Source organism: Mesorhizobium sp. B2-3-13 (assembly GCF_006442195.1).
GTDB lineage: Bacteria > Pseudomonadota > Alphaproteobacteria > Rhizobiales > Rhizobiaceae > Mesorhizobium > Mesorhizobium salmacidum.
Map to the genome: position 1 here is coordinate 330,522 of NZ_VFVQ01000002.1, position 24,752 is coordinate 355,273.

27 protein-coding genes are annotated in these 24,752 nt (G+C 63.9%); 12 read left to right on the plus strand and 15 right to left on the minus strand.

The features are described 5' to 3' along the window. Positions 1 to 15: 15 nt before the first annotated feature. From FJ941_RS04105 to FJ941_RS04125, 5 genes are all read right to left on the minus strand, one after another. Positions 16 to 1,116: a sn-glycerol-3-phosphate import ATP-binding protein UgpC gene (locus tag FJ941_RS04105; protein WP_140503267.1), complete on the minus strand. Its 1,101-nt coding sequence runs from the start codon at positions 1,114 to 1,116 to the stop codon at positions 16 to 18. Positions 1,117 to 1,129: 13 nt separating this feature from the next. Next, on the minus strand, positions 1,130 to 2,044 hold the full coding sequence (locus FJ941_RS04110; protein WP_027143474.1) for an ABC transporter permease subunit: 915 nt from the start codon (positions 2,042 to 2,044) through the stop codon (positions 1,130 to 1,132). A gap of 6 nt (positions 2,045 to 2,050) precedes the next feature. After that, complete coding sequence (locus FJ941_RS04115; protein WP_140503269.1) at positions 2,051 to 2,935, minus strand: ABC transporter permease subunit; 885 nt, start codon at positions 2,933 to 2,935, stop codon at positions 2,051 to 2,053. Between the two features lie 103 nt (positions 2,936 to 3,038). Then, positions 3,039 to 4,391: an extracellular solute-binding protein gene (locus FJ941_RS04120; protein ID WP_140503271.1), complete on the minus strand. Its 1,353-nt coding sequence runs from the start codon at positions 4,389 to 4,391 to the stop codon at positions 3,039 to 3,041. 357 nt (positions 4,392 to 4,748) lie between these two features. Beyond that, positions 4,749 to 5,429 carry a TlpA disulfide reductase family protein gene (locus FJ941_RS04125; RefSeq protein WP_140503272.1) on the minus strand — a complete coding sequence of 227 codons (681 nt, stop codon included), beginning with the start codon at positions 5,427 to 5,429 and terminating at the stop codon, positions 4,749 to 4,751. 35 nt (positions 5,430 to 5,464) lie between these two features. Here FJ941_RS04125 and argH point away from each other — a divergent pair, with 35 nt between their 5' ends. The 3 genes from argH to lysA all read left to right on the plus strand — a co-directional run bounded on the left by argH (position 5,465) and on the right by lysA (position 8,526). Next, positions 5,465 to 6,865, plus strand: coding sequence for an argininosuccinate lyase (gene argH / locus FJ941_RS04130; protein WP_140503274.1), 1,401 nt, complete (start codon positions 5,465 to 5,467; stop codon positions 6,863 to 6,865). A 116-nt stretch (positions 6,866 to 6,981) separates the two neighbouring features. Continuing rightward, a complete protein-coding gene (locus FJ941_RS04135; protein ID WP_140503276.1) occupies positions 6,982 to 7,188 on the plus strand; it encodes a lipoprotein in 207 nt (68 codons plus the stop codon). A gap of 69 nt (positions 7,189 to 7,257) precedes the next feature. Beyond that, a complete protein-coding gene (gene lysA, locus FJ941_RS04140; protein ID WP_140503278.1) occupies positions 7,258 to 8,526 on the plus strand; it encodes a diaminopimelate decarboxylase in 1,269 nt (422 codons plus the stop codon). Positions 8,527 to 8,545: 19 nt separating this feature from the next. Here lysA and FJ941_RS04145 read toward each other — a convergent pair whose 3' ends face one another. Continuing rightward, positions 8,546 to 8,848: a metalloregulator ArsR/SmtB family transcription factor gene (locus tag FJ941_RS04145; RefSeq protein WP_140503280.1), complete on the minus strand. Its 303-nt coding sequence runs from the start codon at positions 8,846 to 8,848 to the stop codon at positions 8,546 to 8,548. Between the two features lie 50 nt (positions 8,849 to 8,898). Here FJ941_RS04145 and FJ941_RS04150 point away from each other — a divergent pair, with 50 nt between their 5' ends. The 3 genes from FJ941_RS04150 (at position 8,899) to FJ941_RS04160 (ending at position 13,076) form a co-directional block, all read left to right on the plus strand. Further along, positions 8,899 to 9,840, plus strand: a complete 942-nt coding sequence (locus FJ941_RS04150; protein WP_140503282.1) for a threonine/serine dehydratase — start codon at positions 8,899 to 8,901, stop codon at positions 9,838 to 9,840. 211 nt (positions 9,841 to 10,051) lie between these two features. Next, the gene (locus FJ941_RS04155) at positions 10,052 to 12,649 is read left to right on the plus strand and encodes a TIGR02302 family protein (RefSeq protein ID WP_140503284.1); all 2,598 of its coding nucleotides are present in this window, start codon (positions 10,052 to 10,054) and stop codon (positions 12,647 to 12,649) included. Positions 12,650 to 12,749: 100 nt separating this feature from the next. Beyond that, entirely contained in the window at positions 12,750 to 13,076 is a 327-nt protein-coding gene (locus tag FJ941_RS04160) for a glyoxalase superfamily protein (RefSeq protein WP_246673687.1), read from the plus strand. On the opposite strand, the gene FJ941_RS04165 is transcribed toward FJ941_RS04160, so the two are convergent. Further along, the gene (locus FJ941_RS04165; RefSeq protein WP_140503287.1) at positions 13,055 to 13,936 is read right to left on the minus strand and encodes a LysR substrate-binding domain-containing protein; all 882 of its coding nucleotides are present in this window, start codon (positions 13,934 to 13,936) and stop codon (positions 13,055 to 13,057) included. The two genes, FJ941_RS04160 and FJ941_RS04165, sit on opposite strands and share 22 nt — an antisense overlap. Positions 13,937 to 14,158: 222 nt before the next feature. Between FJ941_RS04165 and FJ941_RS04170 the strand changes: the two genes are divergently transcribed. Continuing rightward, positions 14,159 to 15,106, plus strand: a complete 948-nt coding sequence (locus tag FJ941_RS04170) for a DMT family transporter (RefSeq protein WP_140503289.1) — start codon at positions 14,159 to 14,161, stop codon at positions 15,104 to 15,106. On the opposite strand, the gene FJ941_RS04175 is transcribed toward FJ941_RS04170, so the two are convergent. The 3 genes from FJ941_RS04175 to FJ941_RS04185 form a co-directional block, all read right to left on the minus strand. After that, positions 15,107 to 15,478 carry a response regulator gene (locus tag FJ941_RS04175; RefSeq protein ID WP_181169709.1) on the minus strand — a complete coding sequence of 124 codons (372 nt, stop codon included), beginning with the start codon at positions 15,476 to 15,478 and terminating at the stop codon, positions 15,107 to 15,109. It lies immediately after the preceding gene. A gap of 75 nt (positions 15,479 to 15,553) precedes the next feature. Next, a complete protein-coding gene (hpt, locus tag FJ941_RS04180; protein ID WP_140503292.1) occupies positions 15,554 to 16,096 on the minus strand; it encodes a hypoxanthine phosphoribosyltransferase in 543 nt (180 codons plus the stop codon). 23 nt (positions 16,097 to 16,119) lie between these two features. Next, the gene (locus tag FJ941_RS04185; protein WP_140503294.1) at positions 16,120 to 16,764 is read right to left on the minus strand and encodes a hypothetical protein; all 645 of its coding nucleotides are present in this window, start codon (positions 16,762 to 16,764) and stop codon (positions 16,120 to 16,122) included. A gap of 187 nt (positions 16,765 to 16,951) precedes the next feature. Between FJ941_RS04185 and ftsE the strand changes: the two genes are divergently transcribed. From ftsE to FJ941_RS04200, 3 genes are all read left to right on the plus strand, one after another. Next, complete coding sequence (ftsE, locus tag FJ941_RS04190; protein ID WP_010911739.1) at positions 16,952 to 17,611, plus strand: cell division ATP-binding protein FtsE; 660 nt, start codon at positions 16,952 to 16,954, stop codon at positions 17,609 to 17,611. Next, positions 17,604 to 18,590 carry an ABC transporter permease gene (locus FJ941_RS04195; RefSeq protein WP_140503296.1) on the plus strand — a complete coding sequence of 329 codons (987 nt, stop codon included), beginning with the start codon at positions 17,604 to 17,606 and terminating at the stop codon, positions 18,588 to 18,590. Before ftsE ends, FJ941_RS04195 begins: the two co-directional genes overlap by 8 nt. A gap of 109 nt (positions 18,591 to 18,699) precedes the next feature. After that, complete coding sequence (locus FJ941_RS04200) at positions 18,700 to 19,425, plus strand: YdcF family protein (protein ID WP_140503298.1); 726 nt, start codon at positions 18,700 to 18,702, stop codon at positions 19,423 to 19,425. A 7-nt stretch (positions 19,426 to 19,432) separates the two neighbouring features. On the opposite strand, the gene FJ941_RS04205 is transcribed toward FJ941_RS04200, so the two are convergent. From FJ941_RS04205 to FJ941_RS04215, 3 genes are all read right to left on the minus strand, one after another. Beyond that, positions 19,433 to 20,065 (minus strand): pyridoxamine 5'-phosphate oxidase family protein, encoded by a 633-nt coding sequence (locus tag FJ941_RS04205; RefSeq protein WP_140503300.1) that lies wholly within the window; start codon positions 20,063 to 20,065, stop codon positions 19,433 to 19,435. A 25-nt stretch (positions 20,066 to 20,090) separates the two neighbouring features. Then, positions 20,091 to 20,561 (minus strand): DUF1348 family protein, encoded by a 471-nt coding sequence (locus FJ941_RS04210; protein ID WP_140503302.1) that lies wholly within the window; start codon positions 20,559 to 20,561, stop codon positions 20,091 to 20,093. Between the two features lie 62 nt (positions 20,562 to 20,623). Further along, on the minus strand, positions 20,624 to 21,175 hold the full coding sequence (locus FJ941_RS04215; RefSeq protein ID WP_140503303.1) for a peroxidase-related enzyme: 552 nt from the start codon (positions 21,173 to 21,175) through the stop codon (positions 20,624 to 20,626). A gap of 101 nt (positions 21,176 to 21,276) precedes the next feature. Here FJ941_RS04215 and FJ941_RS04220 point away from each other — a divergent pair, with 101 nt between their 5' ends. Together FJ941_RS04220 and FJ941_RS04225 are read left to right on the plus strand one after the other, a co-directional pair. Continuing rightward, positions 21,277 to 22,182, plus strand: coding sequence for a LysR family transcriptional regulator (locus tag FJ941_RS04220; RefSeq protein WP_140503304.1), 906 nt, complete (start codon positions 21,277 to 21,279; stop codon positions 22,180 to 22,182). A gap of 77 nt (positions 22,183 to 22,259) precedes the next feature. Continuing rightward, positions 22,260 to 23,048, plus strand: coding sequence for a 1-acyl-sn-glycerol-3-phosphate acyltransferase (locus FJ941_RS04225; RefSeq protein WP_140503306.1), 789 nt, complete (start codon positions 22,260 to 22,262; stop codon positions 23,046 to 23,048). Positions 23,049 to 23,066: 18 nt separating this feature from the next. Here the strand turns inward: FJ941_RS04225 and FJ941_RS04230 are convergent, their stop codons facing one another. Both FJ941_RS04230 and FJ941_RS04235 read right to left on the minus strand, forming a co-directional pair. After that, complete coding sequence (locus FJ941_RS04230; protein ID WP_140503307.1) at positions 23,067 to 23,693, minus strand: LysE family translocator; 627 nt, start codon at positions 23,691 to 23,693, stop codon at positions 23,067 to 23,069. A 92-nt stretch (positions 23,694 to 23,785) separates the two neighbouring features. Continuing rightward, on the minus strand, positions 23,786 to 24,733 hold the full coding sequence (locus FJ941_RS04235) for an aldo/keto reductase (protein WP_140503309.1): 948 nt from the start codon (positions 24,731 to 24,733) through the stop codon (positions 23,786 to 23,788). Between the last annotated feature and the right edge of the window lie 19 nt (positions 24,734 to 24,752).

Here is a 24,752-nt window from a genome sequence, read left to right on the forward strand (position 1 = left end):
CGCGCGTTTCGGAAATCAAAGCGCCGGTTCGGGCACGGAAGCCTTGAAGACATCGAGACGGGTGCCTGTCTCCGACGAGAAGAAGTGCATGTCGTCCGGCGAGATCTTCAGGCCGACGGTGCTGCCGGGCTCGGGGTGAACGGCCTCCGGGGTCATCACCGAGAACGGCGCGCCGTCGAGGTCGACATAGATGACCCGCCCCGCGCCCAGTTCCTCGACCAGATCGACAGTGGCATCGAGCGCGCCGGCCGTGCCTGGTGCCACCAGCCGCACCGCTTCCGGGCGGATGCCCATCGCGACCTTCGTGCCGACCGGCAGGCCGGCGCGCGCCATGGGCAGGCGCCGGCTGCCGCCGGGCAGCGACAGCCCGTCGAGTTCGACCGTGCCTTCGAGGATGTTCATGGCCGGCGCGCCGACGAAAGTGGCGACGAAGCGGCTGGCCGGGCGGGTGTAGATTTCACCTGGCGTGCCTACCTGTTCGACCCGTCCGCCATTCATCACCACCAGCCGGTCGGCCAGCGTCATCGCCTCGACCTGATCGTGGGTGACGAAGACGGAGGTGGCATTCAGCCGGCGATGCAGCTTGCGGATCTCCGAGCGCATCTGGACGCGCAGCTTGGCGTCAAGATTGGACAGCGGCTCGTCGAACAGGAAGACTTTCGGCTCGCGGATCATGGCGCGGCCCATGGCGACGCGCTGCCTCTGGCCACCCGAAAGCGCCATCGGCTTGCGATCGAGCAGCTGCTCGAGCTCCAGCGTGCGCGCAACCGCCTGGATGCGCTGGTTGCGCTCGGCCGAGGGAACACCGGCGACCTTGAGCGAATAGCCGATGTTCTGGGCCACGCTCATATGTGGATAGAGCGCGTAGTTCTGGAACACCATGGCGCAGCCGCGTTCACGCGGCTCGAGCTTGTTGACCACCATGCCGTCGATGGCGATCGTACCGTCGGAAATCTCTTCCAGCCCGGCGATCATCCTAAGCAGCGTGGACTTGCCGCAGCCGGACGGCCCGAGAATGACGACGAATTCGCCAGAGGCGAAGTCGAGATCGACGCCATGCACGACCTGCGCCTTGGCATAGTTCTTCTTGACGCCGCGTATTGCGATGGAGGCCATTTTTGTCTCCTTGTTACTTCTCGGTGGCGATCAGGCCGCGCACGAACCAGCGTTGCATGAGCACCACGACGATCAGCGGCGGCAGCATGACGATAAGCGTTCCGGCCATGGCGATGTTCCATTCCGGAATGCCGCCGACATTGGGGATGAGCTGCTTGAGCTCGGTGACCGCCGTCGCGTGCGACTGGTCGGTGGTGATGAGCAGCGGCCATAGATACTGGTTCCAGGCCCACAGGAACATGATGGTGCCGAGTGCCGCCATGTTGTTGCGCGACAAGGGCAGCAGGATATCGATGAAGAAACGCAGCGCGCCGGCACCGTCCATACGCGCCGCTTCGGTCAGCTCGTCCGGCACGGTCAGGAAGAACTGCCGGTAGAGGAAAGTGCCGGTGGCGGTGGCGATCAACGGCAGGATCAGTCCGGTATAGGAATTGAGCAGCCCTAGGCTGAGCGAAACCTGCACGCCCGAGACCTTCTCGATCAGCCAGCTCAGCCCGGTGATGTCGAGGATGGTCTGGTAGGGCGACAGCACATTGGCGACGACCGCGTAGGTCGGCACGATGCGCACTTCCAGCGGCAGCATCAGCGTGACGAAGATCAGCCAGAAGATGAAGGTGCGGCCGGGATAGCGGAAATAGACGATCGAGAAGGCGGTCAGCGCCGAGATGATCACTTTGCCGGCCGCGACGCCGGCAGCCATGATGAAACTGTTGAGCAGCTTGGGGCCAAGGTCGGCCGTCGTCCAGGCCGTCTTGATGTTTGTCCAAAAGTCGCTTCCCGGCAGCAGCGACATCGGCACGTCGTTGACATCCCTAAGATTATGCGACGCGGCCACGGCCACAACCACGAACGGCGCGATGCAAAGTACAAAGCCGACAAACAGGATCAGATGCGTGAAGAAGTTGAGGAACGGAGTGCGCTCGACCATTCAGTCTCACCTGTAGTGCACGCGCCGCTCGATGAAGCGGAACTGGAAAATGGTCAGCACCACGATGAGCAGCATCAAAATGATGCTCTGCGCGGCGGCGCCCGAATAGTCGAGGCCTTTGAAGCCATCGGAATAGATCTTGTAGACCATCAGATTGGTGGCGTTCGCCGGGCCGCCCGACGTCATGATGTCGACGATGCCGAACGAATCCTGGAAGCTCTCCGTGATGTTGATGACCAGCAGGAAGAAGATTGTCGGCGTGATCAGCGGGAACTGAATGTCCCAGAAACGCCTCATGACGCCGGAGCCGTCCATCGCGGCGGCTTCGATGAGGGAGCGCGGGATAGCCTGGAACGCGGCAAGGAAGAAGATGAAGTTGTAGCCGACATATTTCCACGAGAAGGCGATGATGATCGAGGCCATGGCATCAGCGCCGTCGAGCCCGGGATCCCAGAAGCCGGGCCAGACTTGGTTGACCACGGCCATGAAGCCGGCTTCCGGCGCCAGGATGAAACGGAACGCCATCGCCAGAGCCGGTGCGGCGATACCGTAAGGCCAGATCAGCACCACGCGATAGAGACGCGAGCCGGCAAGCTGGCGGTCGGTGAGCGCGGCGAGCACAAGCGCGACGAACATTGCAAGTCCGGTGCTGATGCCGGCAAAGACAAGGCTGGCGGTGATCGAGTTCCAGTAATCGGCGTTGGCCAGGATCGAGCGGAAATTGTCGAGCCCGACCCAGATGTTGCCGCCGCCCCAGGGCTGCTGCAGCGTCAGCGACCAGTATACGGCCTGGCCGGCAGGCCAGTAGAAGAACGTAAAGATCAGGAGGAGCTGCGGCACCGCGAAAAGGATGCCGATTGTCCAACTGCTGAAGGTAACGCGTTTTTCCATCGGTCCGCCGTGGCCGCGGAACGGCCAGCCCAAAGCAAGATAAGATTATATACGAAACGGCCGCCCGTCGAATCTCGGCGGGCGGCCTCGGCAATCTTCGAAATCAGGGCAGGGTCTTGCCCGGATAGGTCTGCTGGAAGCGGTCGAGGATGGCGTCGCCATTCTTGACCAGCGTGTCGAGGCCCTGCTGCACGCTGACCTTGTTGGCGAAGATCGCCTGCATCTGCGCGCCGAACTCGGCGCGGATCTGGGTGAAGTTGCCCAGGCGTATACCACGGGTGATTTCGGTCGGCTCCGACGCGGTCAGGCTGGCGATGGCGACTTCACGGCCCTTGTAGGGCGCCTTGTCGTAGAAGCCGGTGGACTTCATGTAGTCGAAGCCCGACTTGGTCACTGGGATGTAGCCGGTGTTGGTCGACCAGAACAAAGCGGTCTTGGGGTCGTGGATGAAGTTAAGGAACGCGGCCGCGCCCTTGTACTCAGCGTCCGACTTGCCGGAGAGCACCCACAGCGAAGCGCCGCCGACCAGCGAATTCTTGCGCTCGGTACCGGCATAGGCCGGCAGTTCGGCGACATCCCACTTCATGCCTTCCTTCTGCGTCTTGCCGACCGTGCCGTGATCGCCGACCGAGGTCATGATCACCTGGCAGGTGCCTGAGGCGAAGGCCTGGACCATATCCTGGCCGAGATCCTTGGACTTGATCTTGATCAGGCCGGCGTCATACCACTTCTTGAGATCGGTGACGTACTGGACGAACTTGGTCTTGTTGACTTCCAGACGCGCGTCGAGACCGTCATAGCCGTTGTTCTTGGTGGCGATCGGCTGGTTGTGGATGGCCGAGAACTGCTCCATCAGCTGCCAGCTTTCATTGGCAGAGATGTTGATCGCCATCGGGCATTCATAGCCGGCGTCCTTCATCGCCTGCAGGTCGGCGCCGACGTCTTCCCAGGTCTTGGGCGCCTCGGTCTTGCCGATCTTGGCGAAGGCGTCCTTGTTCCAGTACATCAGCGCGGTCGAGGAATTGAAGGGGAAGGACAGCATCTCGCCCTTCGAGGTCGCGTAGTAGCGGGCGATGCCTGGGAAATAGTCGGCGTAGTCGATCTTGTAGCCGTTTTCTTCCATCAGCTTGTCGGCGGGCTTGTAGGCGCCCGACAGCATCATCGTGGCGGTGCCGACGTCGTAGACCTGCACGACGGCGGGCTGTTTGCCGGCGCGGAAGGCGGCGATGGTGTTCTGCAGCGTGGCGTCGTAATTGCCCTGGCTGGTGCAGACGACTTCATAATCCTTCTGCGAGGCGTTGAAGTTCTTGCACAGCGTGTCGACGACGCGGGCGAGGTCGCCCGACAGGCCGAACCAGAAGTCGAACTTTACCGGCTCCGCAAAGGCAGGAACCGCCAGCGCGGTGCTGAGCGCGCCTGCGGCAAGGGCAGCGAGGCCCCGCTTGATGATCGTCATGGTTTCTTCCCTCTTGAATGACTGTTGACAAGGGTCTTGCGCAAGTCCTTGCCCGCTCTCTTAGAGAAGGTATGTGACAGTTCTGTTGTGGCCTCCCGGGCCTGTGGACAGCTGGTCTTTCCTCCCCCTCGGCGGTGGCGCCGGCATGAAAACGTCACACCGGCGCTCTAGGTAGCTAGGGCGGCTCTCGAGAACGTAAAGGTCGTCATGGTTATCCGGCTAAAGGGGTGATGAAATGCGGGTGGAGCAGCTGACGAGACCTGACCGCCGGTCACGGCAAGCGCATTGCGATGCGCACCGACCGCCAGGATGTCAGGCTCATATTGCTCAAGCCGAGCGTTCACTCGGCCTGATTGCTCACGACCCGAGCGCCGTCTCGACCAACCGCTTGGCGTCGGGCCCCGACCATTCGGCCGGACCGTTCATACGGGCGATCAGGCAGCCTTCGCCATCGATCAGCATGGTTACGGGCAAGCCGAGCGCCAGACCGCGCGCCTTGAGGTCGTTGAACAGCGTCATCGTCGAATCCCGGTAGTAGCCGAGCGTGTGCACACCGGTATCGGCGAGAAACTTCTTCGGCTTCACATCGTCGCCGGCATCGACGTTGACGGCGACGACCTGAAAGGCGTCGCTGCCTTTCTCCTTTTGCAGCGCGTCGAGCGCCGGCATTTCGGCACGGCATGGCGCGCACCATGTGGCCCACAGGTTGAGCAGCACCGTCTTGCCGGCATGGTCGGCGATCGTCATCGGCTTGCCGTCCGGGCCGTTGAAGGCGAGGCTCCTCATCGACTGCGGCGGATCGGCCGGCAAAAGTGCCGCGACCTCGCCGGTGGCCGCGGCCGCGATCTTCTTGGCGCGGTCGCTCTTGGCGGCGCAGGCGACGTCGTCTTTGCTGTCGCCCGCCGCCACTTGGGTCGCGGCGTTGTTGCCAGACCGGCTCTCGCTGACATATACCGCGACCGCGCCGGCCAGCGCTCCCGCCACCAGGGCGGCGAGGATTAGGCGCGGGGCCGGGAAAAATCTGTTTCCGTCTGCCATTTTCTCAAAACTGCTCCGAAGCACGGGTTATAGCCATGAGCGACAAGAAGACCAGCAACCAGATGTGGGGCGGACGATTTGCCTCGGGTCCGGCCGCGATCATGGAAGCGATCAACGCGTCGATCTCGTTCGACCGCAAACTCTATGCGCAGGACATAAGAGGCTCGATCGCCCATAGCGAGATGCTGGCGCAAACGGGCATTATTTCGGCGGCCGATCAAGAAAAAATCGCTCACGGACTGAACACGATCCTGAAAGAGATCGAAGCCGGCAGCTTTGAGTTTTCGACGCGGCTGGAAGACATCCACATGAACGTCGAGGCCCGCCTCGCCGACCTTATCGGGTCGGCGGCCGGCCGGCTGCACACTGCCCGCTCGCGCAACGACCAGGTGGCTGTCGATCTGCGGCTCTGGGTCAAGGACGAATGCTTTCATGTCGCCGAGGCGTTGAAAGGCTTGATCATGGCCCTCCTGGCGCGAGCCGAGGAACATGCAGCGACCGTCATGCCGGGCTTCACCCATATGCAGGCGGCGCAGCCGGTAACCTTCGGCCATCACTGCATGGCCTATGTCGAGATGTTCGCGCGCGACCTGTCGCGCGTTCGCGACGCCATCGAACGCATGGACGAGAGCCCACTCGGTGCCGCGGCCCTTGCCGGCACCAGCTTCCCGATCGACCGCCATCAGACCGCCAGGGCGCTCGGTTTCCGCGAGCCGATGCGCAATTCGCTGGACAGCGTCTCCGACCGCGATTTCGCGCTGGAGTTCCTCGCCATGGCCGCGATCTGCGCCACGCACCTGTCGCGGCTCGCGGAGGAGATCATCATCTGGTCGACGCCGCAATTCGGCTTCATCAGGCTGTCGGACAGCTTTTCCACCGGCTCCTCGATCATGCCGCAGAAAAAGAACCCCGACGCCGCCGAACTCGTGCGCGGCAAGACCGGCCGCGTCAACGGCCATCTGGTCGGCCTGCTGACGGTGATGAAGGGCATGCCTTTGACCTATGGCAAGGACATGCAGGAAGATAAGGAATCGGTGTTCGATGCCGCCGAGACGCTCGACCTGATGCTTGCCGCGATGACCGGCATGGTCTCGGACATGACGGTCAATGCCGCCGCGATGAAGAAGGCTGCCGGCTCCGGTTACGCCACCGCCACCGACCTCGCCGACTGGCTGGTGCGCACTTTGGGCTTGCCGTTCCGCGAGGCGCATCATGTCACCGGCCGCGCGGTGGCGCTGGCCGAAGACAAGAAGGTTAGCCTGGAGAAGCTTTCGCTGGAGGATCTGCAATCGATCAACCCAGGCATCTCGGCGGACATATTCTCGGTGCTGGCGGTGCAGAACTCGGTCAAGAGCCGCACCAGCTTCGGCGGCACCGCGCCATCGGAAGTGCGGAAGCAGATACGCGCCTGGAAAAAGCGCATCGCCAAGGCGTGATGCCGGATATTGCGATCAGCAATATCCCGATATTGCGATCAGCAATATCCGGGGTGCAATGCGCTGAGAACTCGGCTAAAAGCGGCGGCTGGCAAACGTTTCGGACGGATGGATCGATGACCGGAAGCAGGATTTTGGTAACGCTGACGCTGCTTGCGGCGCTTGCCTTCGTGACCGCCTGCGGCCGCAAGGCCGGTCTCGACACGCCCTACGAGGCGGCCGTCCAGGCACGCAAGGATGCCGAGAAGGCCCACCAGCCCGTGCCGCCGGAACCGGAAAAACCGGTCGCGGACAAGAAGTTCATCCTCGACCCGCTGATCTAGCTCCGATGAAGGCGGGATTGGTCTTTCCAAACCCGATCGCATCGTGCCCCAACTTCCGGAACCACTCTCGTGAACCATTTCGACTACCGCGACGGCGTGCTGCATGCCGAGGACGTGGCGATCCCTGATATCGCCGCGCAGGTCGGCACGCCGTTCTACTGTTATTCGACGGCGACCTTGAGCAGGCACTACCGTGTCTTCGTCAAGGCCTTTGCCGGGCTCGACACGCTGGTCTGCTACGCCATGAAAGCCAATTCCAACCAGGCGGTGCTGCGGACCCTGGCCAAGCTCGGCGCCGGCGCCGACGTGGTCTCGGAGGGCGAATTGCGCCGGGCACTGGCCGCCGGCGTCCCGCCCAGCAAGATCCTGTTCTCCGGTGTCGGCAAGACGGCGCGTGAAATGGACTTTGCGCTCGAAGCCGGCATTCTCTGCTTCAACGTCGAATCCGAGCCGGAACTCGAACTCCTGTCGGCCCGCGCCTCGGCTCTCGGCAAGATGGCGCCGGTCTCGCTGCGCATCAATCCCGATGTCGACGCCAGGACCCACAAGAAGATCTCAACCGGCAAGGCCGAGAACAAGTTCGGCATTCCGTGGCAGCGTGCGCGCCAGGTCTATGCCCGCGCGGCAACGCTTCCCGGCATCAAGATCACCGGCATCGATACCCATATCGGCAGCCAGATCACAGAACTGCAGCCTTTCGACGACGCCTTCGCCCTGCTGGTCGACCTGGTCGGCGCGCTGCGAGGCGACGGCCACGCCATCGAGCATATCGACCTCGGCGGCGGCCTCGGCATTCCCTACCGCGTCGACAACAACCCGCCCCCCTTGCCCGACGCCTATGCCCAGATCGTCCGCAAGCATGTCACCAAGTTGGGTCTGAAGGTGATGTTCGAGCCAGGCCGATTGATCGTCGGCAATGCCGGCATCCTGGTCTCGGAAGTGATTTTCGTGAAGGAAGGCGACGCCAAGAACTTCCTCGTCGTCGACGCCGCCATGAACGACCTGATCCGACCGACGCTCTACGACGCCTTCCACGAGATCAGGCCGGTCGTGCAGCCGCCCGCCGACAGGCCGCGCATGATGGTCGACGTGGTCGGCCAAGTCTGCGAGACCGGTGACTATCTCGGGCTCGATCGCGACCTGCCCCGGCTGAAGGCGGGCGATCTGGTCGCCGTTTCCACCGCCGGCGCCTATGGCGCGGTCCAGGCCGGCACCTACAACACCCGCCTGCTGGTGCCGGAGGTGCTGGTCGACGGCGACCGTTTCCACGTCGTGCGTCCGCGGCTGACCTATGAGGAGCTGATCGGGCTGGATTCGGTGCCAGACTGGCTTGCATAAAAGCCGCCTGGCCGCGACGCTATAGCCGGTTCTGGATGAGCGCCCTTGCGTTGGCGATCCTGTCCTCGTCGCGGCGGTAGAAGGTCCATTGTTTGATGCGCTTGGTTCTGAGCAGGCCGGCCTGGGTAAGCACACGCATATGCTCGGAAAGCGTTGCCTGCGTGATGCCGAGCTTCTCGGCAATCAGCAACGCGCAGACGCCGTCCTCGACCAGATCGCCATCCGCCTGTGCCCGGAAATGCGCACGCGGATCCTTGAGCCAGTCGAGAATCTGCAGCCTGCGTCCGTTGGCGATCGCCTTGAAGACATCAACCTCTTGCATTTAGGCATTTTGCCAAGTTACTAATTATTGTCAATCCCGAGGAGATCTTGATGTCGCAGGACAACACCATCACACGCGAACGCATCGCCGCGATGGAACCGCGCATCCGCCCCTATATCAGGCACACGCCGGTGCTGCGCGTCGACATGGCCGACTTCGACCGGCCGCCATTGGCGGTCGACCTCAAGCTCGAATGCCTGCAGCATTCCGGCTCGTTCAAGGCGCGCGGCGCCTTCACCAATCTTTTGGAGCGGCCGGTTCCCGAGGCCGGCGTCGTCGCCGCATCGGGCGGCAATCATGGCGCCGCTGTCGCCTACGCCGCCATGCGGCTTGGCCACAAGGCGACCATCTTCGTTCCCGAAGTGAGCCCGCAGGCCAAGCTCGACCGCATTCGCGGCTATGGCGCCGACCTCGTCGTCGGCGGCGCCCGTTATGCCGAGGCGCTGGCCGCCAGCGAACGTTTCGCCGAGGAAACCGGCGCCTTGCAGATCCACGCCTTCAACCAGGAGGAAACGCTGATCGGCCAGGGCACTCTCGGGCTTGAGATCGAAAACGATCTGCCTGAGATCGACACGCTGCTGGTTGCCGTCGGTGGTGGTGGCCTGATCGGCGGCGTCGCCGCCTGGTACGCCGGCCGTATCCGCATCGTCGCCGTCGAGCCCGAGGGCGCGCCGACGCTTCATCGCGCTTTCGAGGCCGGCCATCCGGTCGACGCGCCGGCCGAAGGTATCGCCGCCGATTCGCTGGCGCCGAAGCGCGTCGGCGAAATGATGTTCCCGATCGCCGAAGCCTTCGTCGAACGCTCCATCCTGGTCAGCGACGACGACATCATCGCCGCCCAGAAGGCGCTCTGGAACAGCGTGCGCATCATCTCGGAACCAGGTGGTGCGGCCGCCTTCGCCGCGATCCTGTCCGGCCGCTACGCGCCGGCGCCGGGCGAACGGATCGCCGTGCTGGTCTGTGGCGCCAACGCGAACCCCGCCAATTTCTGATTGCAACCATTTCGGCAGGCTTCACGTTTTCTCAAACTGCCTCGCCTTTGCCGTGTTTGCTGGTATTCTTCGAGTCGTGAGGCTTGGGCTATCCCGCCCCGCCTCGCAGCATGATCCCCGAGAGTGGTCCGGTTTTCGGAACAGATCATGCTCAAAGAGATAGAGCCCCATTCCGGTCCTTTCAGGGCGGAACAGGCTCTGGGAAGGGCCGATGACGCAACGACCCATCTTCAGCAACGATCGCGGCCTGGCCGGACGCCTTGCCTTGAGCCGGATGGCGACGCGCGTCGCGATGACCGTCGAGCGCGGCTGGCCGCTGCTGCTCCCGCTCATTGTTGTTGCCAGCCTGTTCCTCAGTGTCTCCTGGTTCGGTATTTTCCCCCGGCTGCCGGAAGCGGCACGCATCGGCCTTATCGCCGTTTTCGGCCTGGCGGGGCTGGCCGCGCTTTATCCGCTGCGCTTTTTCCGCATGCCTGGTGCTGCCGAGGTCGATCGTCGCATCGAGGCCGCCAACAGATTGCTGCACAGCCCGGTACAGGTGCAGAGCGACCGGCCCAGCGGCCAGGAAAGCAGTTTCTCGCAGGCTCTCTGGCGCGAGCACCAGAAGCGCATGGCGGGAAAGCTCGACAGTCTCGGCGCCGACCTGCCGCGCACGCGCGTGCCGGAGCGCGACCCCTGGGGACTTCGCGCCGTGGCGGCGCTCCTGCTGGTCACCGCCTTCGCCTTCTCCTTCGGGCCGACCGGCGGCAGGATAGCAGACGGTTTCAGCGCACACGGCACACTCGACACCGTGCCGCCGCGCATCGACGCCTGGGTGACGCCGCCGGCCTATACCGGCAAGCCGCCGATCTTCTTGACCGCTGATGCCAACCAGGCGACGCCGACCTTCACCATTCCGGAAGGCAGCGATGTCTCGCTGCGTGTGACCGGTGGATCGGGCGAGGAAACGCTTGCCTATGCCGACAAGGATGGCAACGCGCGCTCTATCGACCCGCAAGCCGTCGCCAAGCCGGCGGCAAGCCCGGCGGTGCCGGCCCCCGCCTCATCCTCGACGATACGCCAGTTCATCGGCAAGCTGACTGGCGACGGCACGCTGACGCTGAAGTCGGGCGACGACCAGCTTGCCCGCTGGGCCTTTGCCGTGCTGCCGGACAAGCCGCCGCAGATCCGCTTCGTCGGCGAGCCCAAGCGCGCCGCCAACGGCGCCTTCGAGCTCAACTACCAGATCGACGACGACTACGGCGCCGCCACCGCCAAGGCGGTGTTCGCGCTGGCCGATCCGCAGGCGCCAGATGCGCATCCGCTCTATGGTCCGCCTGACATGCCGCTGACGCTGCCGCGCCGCGGCGGCAAGGCGAATGCCGCCCGCACCACGAAGGATCTGACCGAGCATGTCTGGGCCGGCGGCAGCATCAAGCTGACGCTGGTCGCCACCGACGATGCCGGACACACCGCGTCCAGCGAAACCAAGACGCTGGTGATGCCCGAGCGGCCGTTCGCCAACCCGCTGGCGCGCGCCGTGATCGAACAGCGCCGCCTGCTCGCACTCGACGCCAATGCCAAGCCGCACGTGCTCGACCTGATGGACGCCATCACGCTGCGGCCCGAAGACACGTTCGACAACATGTCCCACTACCTCGCCATCATGAGCGCGATGAGCCGGCTGAAACTGGCCGGCAACGACGATCAGCTGCGCAGCGAGGTCGCTTATCTCTGGGAGATCGCGCTCGGCATCGAGGAGGGCAACCTCTCGGCCGCCGAAAAGCGGCTGCGCCAAGCGCAGCAGGCGCTGCAGGACGCCATCAAGAACGGCGCCAGCGACGCCGAGATCGAGAAGGCGATGAAGGAACTACGCGAGGCTATGAACCAGTTCCTGCAGGAATTCGCCGAACGCGCCAAGCAGAACCCGAACGCGCCGCAAATGCAGCAGAACGGCCAGGAACTGCGCCAGAGCGATATCGACCGTATGATGGACCAGATCGAGAACCTGGCCAAGTCGGGCGATCGCGACAAGGCGCAGCAATTGCTGTCGCAGCTGCAGGACATGATGAACAACCTCCAGGCCGGCCGCCAGCAGCAGGGCGGTGAGCAGGACAGCCAGATGCGCCAGCAGATGGACAAGCTCGGCGAGATCCTGCGGCGCCAGCAGGAGATGATGAACGACACGTTCCGCATGGACCAGATGCAGCGCGGCGAGCGCCAGCGTGGCGAGAACCGCGACGAGCAGCTTGGCCAGGGCGGTGGCGAGGACCAGGACAAGCCAGGCGTTGGGCAGGACCGCGATCCGCTTGCCAGGCCGAAGCCGATGACGCCGCAGGAATTCGCCGATGCGCTGAAGCAGTTGCAGGAAGGCCAGGGCCAGCTGAAGAGCGATCTCGAGCAGCTGAAGAAGGCCCTCGAAGGCATGGGCATGGAGCCCAATGAAGGATTTGGCGAGGCCGGCAAGTCCATGGGCAGCGCCGAGCAGGCGCTTGGCGAGGGCCAGGGCGACGAGGCGGTCGGCCACCAGGGCCGGGCACTCGAGGCGCTGCGCAAGGGCGCCAAGGACATGATGAAGCAGATGCAGGCCATGCAGGGCGACCAGGGCGGCAGCCAGCAAGGCGGTCGTCAGCAGGACGCCGACCGCGACCCGCTCGGCCGGCCGCGCGCCAGCCAGGGTCCTGATTTCGGCGATTCGGTGAAAGTGCCCGATGAGATCGATGTGCAGCGCGCCCGCCAGATCCTGGAAGCGATCCGCAAGCGGCTCGGCAACGCGCTCAGCCCGGACATCGAGCGCAGCTATCTGGAACGGCTGCTGGAGCTGAAATAGGGATTGCTGTCCGACCTCCACCCCACCCGAAAGCCCTATCGAACGGCTGCAATACCATGCCAAAACTCGGTGCGACTACCCCATCCTGCGCATCTTCGACATCGCCAAGGCGCATGAATTCTATCTCGGCTTTCTCGGTTTCGAAGTGCAGTTCGAACACCGCTTCGACGACAACGCGCCGCTCTACACAGGCGTTTCCCGCGACGGCTGCATCTTGCATCTGAGCGAACATCATGGCGACGGCGCGCCGGGCTCTCACATCCGGATCGAGACGGCGGACATCGCGGGGCTGCACCACGAGTTGACCGCCAGGAAGTACCGCTTTGCCAGGCCGGGGCTGGAGCAGACGCCTTGGAAGACGAAGGAGATCACGGTCGCCGACCCGTTCGGCAACCGCCTGACCTTCTATGAGGATGTGAGAGACTGACCTTGCCCGTTGGAGAACGCCTCGCGGATAGCCTCTTGCATGCCGTCGATCGCCTCGCCGGAGGCATTCGGGTTGCGGTGCATCACCACATTCGAGGAATCGATATCGCCAAAGCCGTCCGCGGATGTCAGTTCGCGACAGCCGGCCGGAATGTTGCTGCGTGAGATCGGCGCAATCGCCAGCCCCGAGGTGACGGCGAGCTTGAGGCCGCCGGTGGTGTCGCTGGTATAGGCGACACGATAGGCAAGACCGCGCTGCTCAAGTGATTTGACGGCAAAATCCTTGCACCAGCCGGCCCGGTTGTAGAGCGCGATCGGCACCGGCCGTTCCTCGTGCATGTAATGCAGGGCCGATGTCACCCACACCGTCGGATCGTGCATAAGCACCTCGCCGCCTGACGGGTCCTGCCATTCGAACACCACGCAGAGATCGAGTTCGCCGGCGGCGAGCGCTGCCATCTGGGCGCCTGAATGCGCATACCGCACGGTGACCTCGACCTGTGTGTGGCGTTTCGAAAAAGCGCCGAGCGCGCGCGACAGGATGGCGTGGCCATATTCCTCCGGAATACCGATGCGCACCGGCCCGCCCAGCGGCGCCGCCGCCATTGACGCCGCCGTCTCGTCGAGCAGCGCGACGATGCGGCGGGCATTGACGATAAGTTCGCCGCCACGCCGCGTCAGGGCGACGCCACGTGAACCGCGCTCGAACAGGCTGTCGCCGACCAGCTCTTCGAGCTTCTTCATCTGCATCGATACGGCCGACTGCGTGCGGCCGGCCTGCTCGGCGGCCCTCGTGAAATTGCCGGCCTCGGCGATGGCGACAAAGGTGCGCAGGAGATCGCTGTCGAGGGTTGGCCGCATCGCATCCGTCATAAGAAAAGTTGATTGCTGGTATCATTCCAATTCGTTTGCAACATGTCAAACACCGGGCGATAGTCGCCTCACCCATTGGACATGCGGCCGCGAAATCGGCAGCGGACCAATCAAAGAGTCCTCACTCGTGCCCGCTGCCCGAAAACGGTGGCGGGTTCTTTTTGATCTGGAGAGGGTCGCCGGATCGGATGCGCGGGAGCCTGAACGCGGATGCAGAATAGGATGGTGCGCGGCATCCTGAGCCTGTGCCTGGGCGTGCTGGTCTTCTCGCTGCAGGACCCGCTCGTCAAAGCCGTGTCGAGCGGCTACCCGGTGAGCGAGGTGATGGCGATCCGCTCGATCATCGCCCTGCCGATCCTGATCCTTCTCGTCCATGCCGATGTCGGGCTCCGTGCCATCCTGTCGCGGCGCTTCGGCATGCTGACCATGCGCGCCTTCATCCAGTTCACGTCCTACACCGTCTATTACCTGGCCATCGCCGCCCTGCCGCTGGCCGACGCCGTGGCGCTCTATTTCATGGCGCCGCTCTGCATCATGGCGATGGCCGGCCCCTATCTTGGCGAGCGCGTTTCCCGGCAGACGCTGGCAACCGTGCTGATCGGCATGCTTGGCGTCCTGGTGATGCTGCGCCCCGGCGCCGGACTGTTCGACTGGGCGGCCTTGCTGTCGCTGGGCTCGGCTGTGCTCTACGGATTTTCGCAATTGATGGCCCGCAAGATCGGCAACACCGAATCCTCCACCGTGATGGCCTTCTACCAGAACGGCGCCTATCTGACCGGCGCGGTCGTGGTCGCCGGCACGTTCCACCTCGCCGGCATAAACCACGCCGTCCACCCGAGCCTCGAATTCCTGGTGCGGCCGTGGATCTGGCCGACACTGCCGGATTTCCTCAAGATGGCGGCGTGCGGTTTCGTCGCCTCCGCCGGCATGATCCTGCTCTCGCAGGGGTACCGGCTGGCGCCGGCCAACCGCGTCGCCACCTTCGAATATACCGGCATCCTGTGGTCGCCGCTGTGGGGTTTCCTGTTCTTCACCGAGGTACCACGCCCGACGACCGTGATCGGCGCGGCGCTCATCATCGGCGCCGGCCTGCTGGCGCTCAACACCGACCGGCGAACCAGCCCAGCGCCGGCGCTTGTCGCCAGGGATCCGGCCTGATCAGGCGAAGCAGATCAGCGCCCGTTCGACGCGCGAACGGATCTCGGCCAGCGTGAAGGGCTTTTGCACGACATCGAGGATAATGCCGTTCAATTCCTCGGCGCGCTCGCGCTGGTCGGCATAGCCGGTCATCAGCATGATCTTCATCGACGGGAAAAGCGCCGCGGCCGCAACCGCCATCTCGATGCCATCCATCTCCGGCATACGGATGTCGGAGACGACGAGATCATAACCGCCATGCGCGGCCTTGATCAACGCCAGACCTTGCGCGCCGTCGGCGGCGATATCGATTGCGTGGCCGGCGCGTTCGAGCGCGCGGGCTGCGAGGGTGCGGACGGACTCATCGTCCTCGACGATCAGAAGCTTTGCCATGGCCGGCATATTTGCCGGGCAAAAGTTGACTTTTCCTGAAAGCGGAACCGGTCGCCAAGTCTTTTTGGAAGCCGCTCAAACGTCGCCCTTGACGACGCCTACGAACGGCAGTTCGCGGAAAGCATGCGAGACATCCATGCCGTAGCCGACGACGAAATAATCGGGGCAGTCGAAGCCGACATAGTCGGCATTGAGCGCGGTCTGGCGGCGCATGCGCTTGTCGAGCAGCACGGCGATGGAACAGCTCTTCGCGCCACGCGACAGCATCAGGTCGCGGGTGAAGCTCAGCGTCTTGCCCGATTCCAGAATGTCGTCGATCAACAGCACGTCGCGGCCGGCAACCTCGTTGTCGATGTCGCGCAGCACCCTCACCTCGCCGCTGGTGGTGCCGGCGCCATAGCTGGAGATGAAGATAAACTCGACTTCCGGCGACAGGCCGACATCGTGCATGGCCCGGATCAGGTCGGCGGCGAAGATGAACGAGCCCTTCAGCACCGAAATCACCAAGAGATCGTGATAGTGATGCCCGGCGATCTCCTTGGCGAGTTCGAGATTGCGCCGCGCGATCGCCGATGCCGAAAAAAGGACTTCGATGTCCTTGCCGCGTACGATGGGCATAGATGGTCTTCCCCGGTGATCGCCTACTCGGCGAAAGTAACCAAAACGGTTCTTACGCCGTTCTTAGGCATGTCGAGCCGGCTGGCAAAGCCGAATCTTTCGCCGGATGCCAGCAAGCGGCCGGATGTCCCCAACGTATAGCGGGTTGTGCGCCCGTCTTTGCCCGTCACCCGGATCTCGAGCGGCGGCAGGGTCGCGGGGCCCGTCCCGTCGTTCGCGGCCTCCCCATCGACGAACAGCACCGGGTTCGTGCCGGAGGCGTCGACACGTGACGAGACGCCTGAAATGGTCAGCGCCGACGCTTGCGCGCCGGCGAGGAACGGCGCCTGGCGCACCAGCGCATGGCCGCCGGACACCCAGAAGGCGGCAAGAGCGGCACCGACGCCGGCGATCCAGAAGATCGGCCCTCCACGTGATGCCGGCGGCCGTTTCGCTGGCGCTTCCGGCTTGCGCAGCATGTCCATGCCCTCGATGGGCGGGGTGACGATCGCACGCGGCGGTGGTGAATCGTTTTCCACCGCAGGAGCAAGGCGCGGCATCACTTCATAGTCGGCATCGATGATATCGGCCGCCGGACCGCGCACGATCCGGTCCGCCACGGCAATTGCCGGTGGATCGGTCATGATTTCGCCGGAAACCGGGCGCGCGGTTCGCTGGTCAGCCATCATGGCCAGTATTGCACCTGTTCGCTTTTCGTTTCTTTTGCGTAAACACAAATGGTTAACGCTTCCCCACCGGAGCTGTCGTGACAAGCCGAAACAACCCAGGAATTAACCGCTGGTTAACCATGCCGGCCGATGGTCTTTTCGCAGAACAGGCCGGCTCGCCGCCGGCAGGAATTTCAGGTCGCCGAAATTGATTCGCTTCGAAAATGTCGGCCTCCGCTATGGCATGGGTCCGGAAATCCTCCGCGACATCTCTCTGCACATACCGGAGCGCTCCTTCCAGTTCCTGAGCGGGCCTTCGGGTGCCGGTAAGACGACGTTGCTGCGCCTTTTGTTCATGTCGCTGAAGCCGACGCGTGGACTGATCACCATCTTCGGCAAGGACCGCTCGCGCATCTCACGCACCGAACTGCCGCATCTGCGGCGGCGCATCGGCGTGGTGTTCCAGGATTTTCGCCTGCTCGACCACATGACCACCTATGAGAATGTTGCTTTGCCATTGCGCGTGCGCGGGCGCGAGGAAGCGAGCTACCGCACCGATGTCACCGAACTGTTGAAATGGGTGGGGCTCGGCGAACGCATGCATGTGCTGCCGCCGGTTCTGTCAGGCGGCGAGAAGCAGCGCGCCGCGATCGCGCGCGCCCTGATCGAGCAGCCGGAGATCTTGCTGGCCGACGAGCCGACCGGCAATGTCGATCCGCCGCTGGCGCGGCGGCTGCTGCGGCTGTTCATCGAACTCAATCGCCTCGGCACCGCCGTGGTGATCGCGACCCACGATCTTGGCCTTATGGAACAGGTCGACGCGCGCCGCATGATCCTGGCCGGCGGAAGGCTTGATATCTATGACTGAGCTACCGGCTGACCATTTCGAGGAGCAGGATGCCGAGGCGGTCGAGGCACGACCGCGCGCCCAGCGCAAGATGGCGCCGATCGTGCCCGCGCAGAACATTGCCGGCCGCGCCCTGGTGCTGGTCATCGCTATCATGACCTTCCTGTCCTGCCTGACCTTCGGCGCGGTGACGCTGGTGCGCGACACGGCCTCGGTTTGGGAAAACCAGATCTCGCGCGAGGCGACCATCCAGATCAAGCCGGCCGACGGCCTCGACATGGAGGCAGCGCTTAGCCAGGCCTCACAGATCGCCGGCGAATTCCCCGGCGTGAAATCGACCCGGATCATCGACCGCGAAGCGACCGCCAGGCTCTTGGAGCCCTGGCTGGGATCGGGCCTCAACATCGACGAACTGCCGGTGCCGCGGCTGATCATCGTCACCATCGACGAGAACAGTCCGCCGGACTTCGCCGCCATGCGCGCCGCGATCACGCCGAAGCTGCCGAGTGCATCGCTTGACGACCACCGCACCTGGGTCGACCGGCTGGTGGCCATGGCCCGCACCACGGTGACCATCGGCGTCGCCGTTCTGGCCCTGATGCTGTCGGCAACGGTGCTGACCGTGGTGTTCGCGACCCGTGGCGCCATGGACGGCAACGGCCACATCATCGAGGTGCTGCATTTCGTCGGCGCCGAAGCGCGCTTCATCGCGCGCGAATTCCGCCGGCATTTCCTGGTCACCGGCATGAAGGGCGCGGCCGCCGGCGGAGCCGCGGCGGTGCTCGTCTTCATCGTTTTTTCCTGGTGGTCGTCGCGCAATATGGCAACGCCGCAGGCCGATCAGGCGACCGCTTTGTTCGGCAACTTCGCCATCGGCTCCGCGGGTTACCTAGGTGTCGTCCTGATGGTGCTGGTGATTGGCGCGCTGACGGCGGCAACTTCGCACGCCACCGTGGTCGCCTATCTCAGCGACATCGACGTTCGCCAACCCGACGCATGAAAGGAATTCGTCTTGGCGTGGATGGAAAGAGCGCGATCACGGATGGAGAATTCGCGTAACGCAAAGTGTGTCTTTTACCTATCAAAGGCCGCATTTCGGGATTAACCATATGGCTATGGACGTGCGGGACTCGACCGGGACGGCTGGACAGTTGCCAGTGGTGGTTGCCCGTTGGCGCGGCCATCGCAGGATTAGCCATTTAAGGACCGCCCTGCGTCTTTCCGCTGTCTCCCTGTTTGTGCTCGCAACAGTGTTCGCTGGCGGCTTCGGCTGGTTTGCCAGCAAGGTCAGCCATTTGACCACGCCCGCCAACCCGGCCAAGGCCGACGCCATCATTGTGCTGACCGGCGGCCAGTCGCGCCTCGACGCGGCGATGGAGCTGCTGGCTTCCGGCAAAGGGGAGCGGCTTTTGATCAGCGGCGTGCATCCCTCCGCCAGCCGTCGCCAACTCCAGGCGGCGACCGGCGGCGACAAGAAGCTGTTTTCCTGCTGCGTCGACATCGACCGCGCCGCGCTCGACACGATCGGCAATGCCGAGGAAAGCGCCAAATGGGTGGAAAACCACGCCTATGGCACTGTGATCCTGGTCACCAACAATTATCACATGCCGCGCAGCCTGCTGGAGATGGGCCGGCTGCTGCATGGCGCCAAGCTCGAACCCTACCCGGTGGTCAATTCCAACCTGGATAATGGCAATTGGCTGACCAAGCCGCGGGCGGTACGCGTGCTTTTCACCGAATACACCAAATACCTGCTGGCGCTAGCTCGCGGCATTATCCCGGTGAAGCCGACGCCCGACGGCATCGCGCTGGCCGAGACCGCCGCCGGCGGCTGAGCCCGTGTCATTGCTTGGCGCCAGCCCCTGAAACGCCCTTGAGGCGCGCGATCTCCTGCTCAAGGTCCTGGATGCGCCGGTCGCGCTCGCCAAGCGCCGCCGCCACATCAGCCGCCTCGAAGCGCTGCGGTATATGTTGCGGGCAATTGGCATCCCACGCCGAGACGGTGAACAGGATGACCTGTTCGGGACGCGCCTTGTAGTCCGGCGGCATTAGCCGCGCCGTCAACCCGGCGTCGTTTTCGACAACGCGTGCCGTGCCCCAGATCTTGATGCGCTGGCGCATCATGTAATCGATCAGGAACAGGAAGGCCCTCGGATTGTCGGCCAGATTGCCCTGCGTGATGAACTGCTTATTGCCGGAAAAATCCGCGAAGCCGATCGTCTTCTCGTCGAGCACCTTGAGAAAGCCGGCAGGGCCGCCGCGGTGCTGGATGTAGGGCTGACCGTCGCCATTGGCCGTCGACAGGAAGACGCTGGTCTGCATTTCGATGAAGGCGGCGAGGTCCGGTGAGATCGCCGACTGCCAGCCGCCGCGCTCCTCGACGCGGGCGTAGGACTGACGCGAGCCCTTACGCGCCTGGATCGCCTTGACCGTCGGCGTGAAGGCGACATCGCTCGCAAAAGCGTGTGCGTTCATCGAAACCTCCTTGCATGAAACGTTTCTAAAGGCCGAGCTCCGACAACGTCGGATGGTCGTCCGGCCGCCGGCCGAGAGGCCAGCGATATTTGCGCTCGGCCTCGGCGATCGGCAGGTCGTTGATGCTGGCGATGCGCAGCCGCATCAGCCCGTGCTCGTCGAATTCCCAGTTCTCATTGCCGTAGCTGCGGAACCATGAGCCGCTGTCGTCGTGCCATTCATAGGCGAAGCGCACGGCGATGCGGTTGCTGTGGAAGGCCCAGACCTCCTTGATCAGCCGGTAGTCGAGTTCGCGTACCCATTTGCGCGTCAGGAACGCCTGGATCGCATCGCGGCCTTGCAGGAACTCGGCCCGGTTGCGCCAACGGCTGTCCGCCGTATAGGCGAGCGCCACCCGCGCAGGATCGCGCGAGTTCCAGGCATCCTCGGCCATGCGTGCTTTCTGTGCTGACGTCTCGGCGGTGAAGGGCGGAAGCGGCGGGCGGCTCTCAGACATGGGATTTCCTCTGCGGCATGACGGGTTGGGGCCGGCGGGCACCGTTCGCCCCTTTTCCGGATTCAGGCAGCATCGCGGGCGGAAACAACCGGAAAATCGATCTCCGTCTGGGCAACCTCGTTGATATAGTTGGTCCAGACGTTCAGGGCGACATGCTGGACGATCTCGATGATCTCCCCGTCGTCATAGCCCGCGAGCCTGACAGCGGCGAGATCCTCCTGGCCGACATCCCCGCGGCTTTGCGCTACTCTGGCGGCAAAACGCACCGCCGCGGCTGCTTTGGGATCCGTGGAGCAGCCATGGCGGTTGGCGATCATCTCGGCGGCGTCGAGCCTTGCGAGTGTCTTGCCGAGATAGGTGTGGGCGGACAGACAGTAGTTGCAGCCATTGATCTCGGCGATCGCCAGTGCGATGCGCTCGCGCGTCGCCGCCGGCAGCCGGCCCTTGGCCAAGGCTCCCATCATGCCGAGATAGCCTTCTAGCGCGGCCGGCCTGTTGGCGACCATCCGAAACAGGTTCGGGACGACACCAAGCTGTTTTTCCACCGCCTGCAGCAGGGGCAGCGCGGCGGCGGGAGCGTTTGCGATGGACGAAGGCGTGGTAATGCGGGGCATGGAGATTGCCTTGTTGAGGTACCCCGCCTATATGCAGCCTTCCATCTTGGGGATGTAGATGCCATATTTGCAATCAACCCTTCCATTTTCTGGAAGAACTGATGGATCGTCTCGAAGCCATGTCCCTTTTCGTCGCGGCAGCAGAAGGCGGCAGCCTTTCCGCCGCCGCTCGCCGTTCGGACGTTCCGCTGGCAACGGTCAGCCGCAAGGTCTCCGATCTGGAGCGCCACCTGAAGACACGCCTGTTGAACCGCTCGACGCGGCGGCTGACACTGACCGATGCGGGCCATGCCTATCTCGCTGCCTGCCGCCGCATTCTCGACGAGGTCGGAGACGCCGAACGCACCGCCGGCGGCGAATACAGCGCCCCGACAGGGGAACTGATCATCACCGCGCCGATCGTCTTCGGCCGCCTTCACGTGTTGCCGGTTGTCACCGAGTTCCTCGCCGCCTATCCGCTGGTGGATATCCGCCTCACGCTCGGCGACAGGATAAGCCAGTTGGCCGAAGACCATATCGACCTCGCCGTCCGCATCGGCAGGCTGCCGGATTCGCAGATGGTCGCCATCAGGGTCGGCTTGATCGGTCATGTTGTCTGCGCAAGCCCGGCCTATCTGGCCGGACACGGCATTCCTGGGACGCCGGGAGAGCTCGATACGCACAGCTGCATCACCTTCGAGGGCCTTGGCTCGCTTGCCACCTGGACCTTCACCGTGGACAAGGCTGATTTTGTCGTACCGGTCCGCTCAAGGCTTCGGGTCAACACCGCTGAGGCGGCGACTGAAGCGGCGATCGCCGGGGTCGGGTTGACCCGGGTGCTTTCCTACCAGATCGTCGCCGCCGTACGATCAGGAACACTGCGCCCCGTGCTCAGGGATTTCGAACCCGAGCCTTGGCCGGTAAACCTGGTGCATGCGGGCCAGGGTCGGCTGCCGGTAAAATTGCGCGCCTTCCTCGACTTCGCCGCCCCACGCCTGAGGGAACGGCTGGCGCAGGCGACCTGGTAGTACGGGCAGTATCGCACCGTTTCCTTTTTTCCCGCGCTTGGTGTAACCAACGCACACTTCCTCACCGGACCTCCCCCATGCTTTATGTCAGATCGCTGGCGTTCAATTTCGTCTTCTACGTCAATCTGATCGTTCAGATGATCCTCTGGACCCCGTACTATTTCCTGTCGCCCCGCCACCGCGCCTGGTTCGTGCCGAAATTCTGGTCGCGCACCTCAATGTGGCTCTATGACAAGATCGCCGGAACGACAAACGACATCACCGGGCAGGAAAACCTGCCCGAGGGCTCCTTCATCCTGGCGCCCAAGCACCAATCGTTCTGGGACGCTATCGCCTTCTTTCCTTACCTCCAGGACCCGCTTTACATCCTGAAGCGCGAGCTGACCTGGATCCCGTTCTTCGGCTGGTATATCTTGAAGATGCGCATGATCCCGGTTGATCGCGGCAGCCGCTCCAAGGCGCTGAAGGCCGTGGTCGCAGCGACCAAGGAAGAGATGGCGCGCAACCCGCGCCAGTTGATCATCTATCCCGAGGGCACGCGCCGGGCGCCGGGCGACGAGCCGGCCTACAAATACGGCATCGTTGAAATCTACACCCAGCTTGGCGTTCCGGTGGTGCCGGTCGCCCATGTCGCCGGCCTCTATTGGCCGCGCCGCAAGTTCCTGCGCTATCCCGGGACCGTCAAGGCGCGTTTCCTGCCGCCCATACCGCCTGGTCTGGGCAAGGACGAGTTCATGGCGCGGCTGATCGGCGAGACCGAGGCTGCCTGTGACCAGCTTCTCGTCGAGGCATCGCGCGCCCCCAATCCGCCGGCCCTGCCGCCAACGGCGGTGAAGCGGCTTCGGGAGCTGGGCACGAAGGCCTGAAGGCTCTCCGGCCAGGCGTCAACCGTGCACCGCCAGCGCCGTGGTCAGCAGCAGCGTCGCGGCAAAAGCCAGATTGATGATCCGCGAGGCGACAGGCCGGCGCAGGAAGCGCGAGAACGCCGCACCGGCAAGAAGCCACACGGCGTGGATGACAACGATCATCACCGCGAGAACAGTCAGTTTCGTCCACAGCCGGAGCTCGGCATCGCCCGCGCTCGACGAAGCACCCGCGAACACGGCGGCGATCGCCACATACGCTTTCGGGTTGGCCACCGCGAGGAGAAAACCGGCCAGCCATGTCGGGCGCGACGCGGCGGCGGCGCGTACCGCCAATGGCGGGGCGGTGGCGATCTTGAAGGCGAGATAGAGGATGTAGGCCGCGGACGCGCCAACCAGCAACGGCGCCAGCTTCGGCATCGACCCAAGCACCGCCATGACACTGGTCGCCACGACCAGCAGCACGGCGATCGTGCCCAGGACGATGCCGCCGGTGTAGCGCAGCGAATCGCGCAGGCCGAAGGCGGCGCCAACGGCGGTGACGCTTATCGTCGCCGGCCCCGGGCTACCCATGACCACGGTGGCGGCCAGCAACAGCGCAAGCAATTGGCGCCAAAGCTCCGGCTGCGAAACAAGCGATCCGGCCATCTGATCCTCCGCCCTGCACCCCGTGCGAAGGACGGTATGGCAAGGCATGAGGATCGTCTTGGACGTTCGTGCGCCCCGCGCTGCCGGCCGCCTCAGGCGCTGGCTTTGTCGAGTTCGGCCATGTCGTCCGCGCTCAATTTCAACGACACCGCCTTGATCAGGCTGTCCATCTGGCTCGGCTTGGTGGCGCTGGCGATCGGCGCGGTGACGCCTGGCCGTGCGATAACCCAGGCAAGCGCCACTTCCGCCTGCTTGGCCGAATGCCTGGCGGATACGGCGTCGAGCGCCGCCAGAATGCGCATGCCGCGTGGATTGAGATAGCTGCCGACATCCTCCCCGCGCTCGCTCTGGCCGAGATCGGCTTCCGTGCGGTACTTGCCGCTGAGAAAACCCTTGGCCAGACTGAAATAGGTGATGACGCCGATATCCTCGGCCACGCAGAGGTCGCGTAGCGGGCCATCGAAGGAGGAACGGTCGTAGAGATTGTATTCCGGCTGCAGCACCTCATAGCGTGGCAAGCCGCGCAGGCTTGCGACGTCAAGTGCCGCGCGCAACTGACCGGCATCGAGGTTAGAACAGCCGGCATAGCGGATCTTGCCCTTGGCGAGCAGTCTCTCATAGGCGCCGAGGGTTTCCTCATAGGGCGTGGTCGGATCCGGCCAGTGCGATAGATAAAGGTCGATGAATTCTGTCCGCAGCCGCTTCAGCGATGCGTCGACGGCCTTTTCGATATAGGCGGCCGACAGGTCCTTGTGGCCCTGCCCCATGTCCGAGCCGACCTTGGTGACCACCACGACCTTGTCGCGATTGCCACGATCCTTCATCCATTTGCCGATGATGGTTTCCGATTCGCCGCCCTTGTTGCCGGGAACCCAACGCGAATACGCGTCGGCCGTATCGATGGCATTGAGGCCCGCGCCGACGAAGCGGTCGAGCAGGTCGAAGGAGGTTTTCTCGTCAGCGGTCCAGCCGAAGACATTGCCGCCCAGAACCAGCGGCGCGATGGAAAGGTCGGTGCGACCGAGACGGCGTTTCTGCAAGGCGGATCTCCGTGATGAT

Bases quoted from the DNA above. Each gene is read 5' to 3' on its own strand.
- FJ941_RS04105 (WP_140503267.1), bottom strand. From the start codon at position 1,116: ATGGCCTCCATCGCAATACGCGGCGTCAAGAAGAACTATGCCAAGGCG.
- FJ941_RS04110 (WP_027143474.1), bottom strand. From the start codon at position 2,044: ATGGTCGAGCGCACTCCGTTCCTCAACTTCTTCACGCATCTGATCCTG.
- FJ941_RS04115 (WP_140503269.1), bottom strand. From the start codon at position 2,935: ATGGAAAAACGCGTTACCTTCAGCAGTTGGACAATCGGCATCCTTTTC.
- FJ941_RS04120 (WP_140503271.1), bottom strand. From the start codon at position 4,391: ATGACGATCATCAAGCGGGGCCTCGCTGCCCTTGCCGCAGGCGCGCTC.
- FJ941_RS04125 (WP_140503272.1), bottom strand. From the start codon at position 5,429: ATGGCAGACGGAAACAGATTTTTCCCGGCCCCGCGCCTAATCCTCGCC.
- argH (WP_140503274.1), top strand. From the start codon at position 5,465: ATGAGCGACAAGAAGACCAGCAACCAGATGTGGGGCGGACGATTTGCC.
- FJ941_RS04135 (WP_140503276.1), top strand. From the start codon at position 6,982: ATGACCGGAAGCAGGATTTTGGTAACGCTGACGCTGCTTGCGGCGCTT.
- FJ941_RS04145 (WP_140503280.1), bottom strand. From the start codon at position 8,848: ATGCAAGAGGTTGATGTCTTCAAGGCGATCGCCAACGGACGCAGGCTG.
- FJ941_RS04150 (WP_140503282.1), top strand. From the start codon at position 8,899: ATGTCGCAGGACAACACCATCACACGCGAACGCATCGCCGCGATGGAA.
- FJ941_RS04155 (WP_140503284.1), top strand. From the start codon at position 10,052: ATGACGCAACGACCCATCTTCAGCAACGATCGCGGCCTGGCCGGACGC.
- FJ941_RS04165 (WP_140503287.1), bottom strand. From the start codon at position 13,936: ATGCGGCCAACCCTCGACAGCGATCTCCTGCGCACCTTTGTCGCCATC.
- FJ941_RS04170 (WP_140503289.1), top strand. From the start codon at position 14,159: ATGCAGAATAGGATGGTGCGCGGCATCCTGAGCCTGTGCCTGGGCGTG.
- FJ941_RS04175 (WP_181169709.1), bottom strand. From the start codon at position 15,478: ATGGCAAAGCTTCTGATCGTCGAGGACGATGAGTCCGTCCGCACCCTC.
- hpt (WP_140503292.1), bottom strand. From the start codon at position 16,096: ATGCCCATCGTACGCGGCAAGGACATCGAAGTCCTTTTTTCGGCATCG.
- FJ941_RS04185 (WP_140503294.1), bottom strand. From the start codon at position 16,764: ATGATGGCTGACCAGCGAACCGCGCGCCCGGTTTCCGGCGAAATCATG.
- FJ941_RS04195 (WP_140503296.1), top strand. From the start codon at position 17,604: ATGACTGAGCTACCGGCTGACCATTTCGAGGAGCAGGATGCCGAGGCG.
- FJ941_RS04200 (WP_140503298.1), top strand. From the start codon at position 18,700: ATGGCTATGGACGTGCGGGACTCGACCGGGACGGCTGGACAGTTGCCA.
- FJ941_RS04205 (WP_140503300.1), bottom strand. From the start codon at position 20,065: ATGAACGCACACGCTTTTGCGAGCGATGTCGCCTTCACGCCGACGGTC.
- FJ941_RS04210 (WP_140503302.1), bottom strand. From the start codon at position 20,561: ATGTCTGAGAGCCGCCCGCCGCTTCCGCCCTTCACCGCCGAGACGTCA.
- FJ941_RS04215 (WP_140503303.1), bottom strand. From the start codon at position 21,175: ATGCCCCGCATTACCACGCCTTCGTCCATCGCAAACGCTCCCGCCGCC.
- FJ941_RS04220 (WP_140503304.1), top strand. From the start codon at position 21,277: ATGGATCGTCTCGAAGCCATGTCCCTTTTCGTCGCGGCAGCAGAAGGC.
- FJ941_RS04225 (WP_140503306.1), top strand. From the start codon at position 22,260: ATGCTTTATGTCAGATCGCTGGCGTTCAATTTCGTCTTCTACGTCAAT.
- FJ941_RS04230 (WP_140503307.1), bottom strand. From the start codon at position 23,693: ATGGCCGGATCGCTTGTTTCGCAGCCGGAGCTTTGGCGCCAATTGCTT.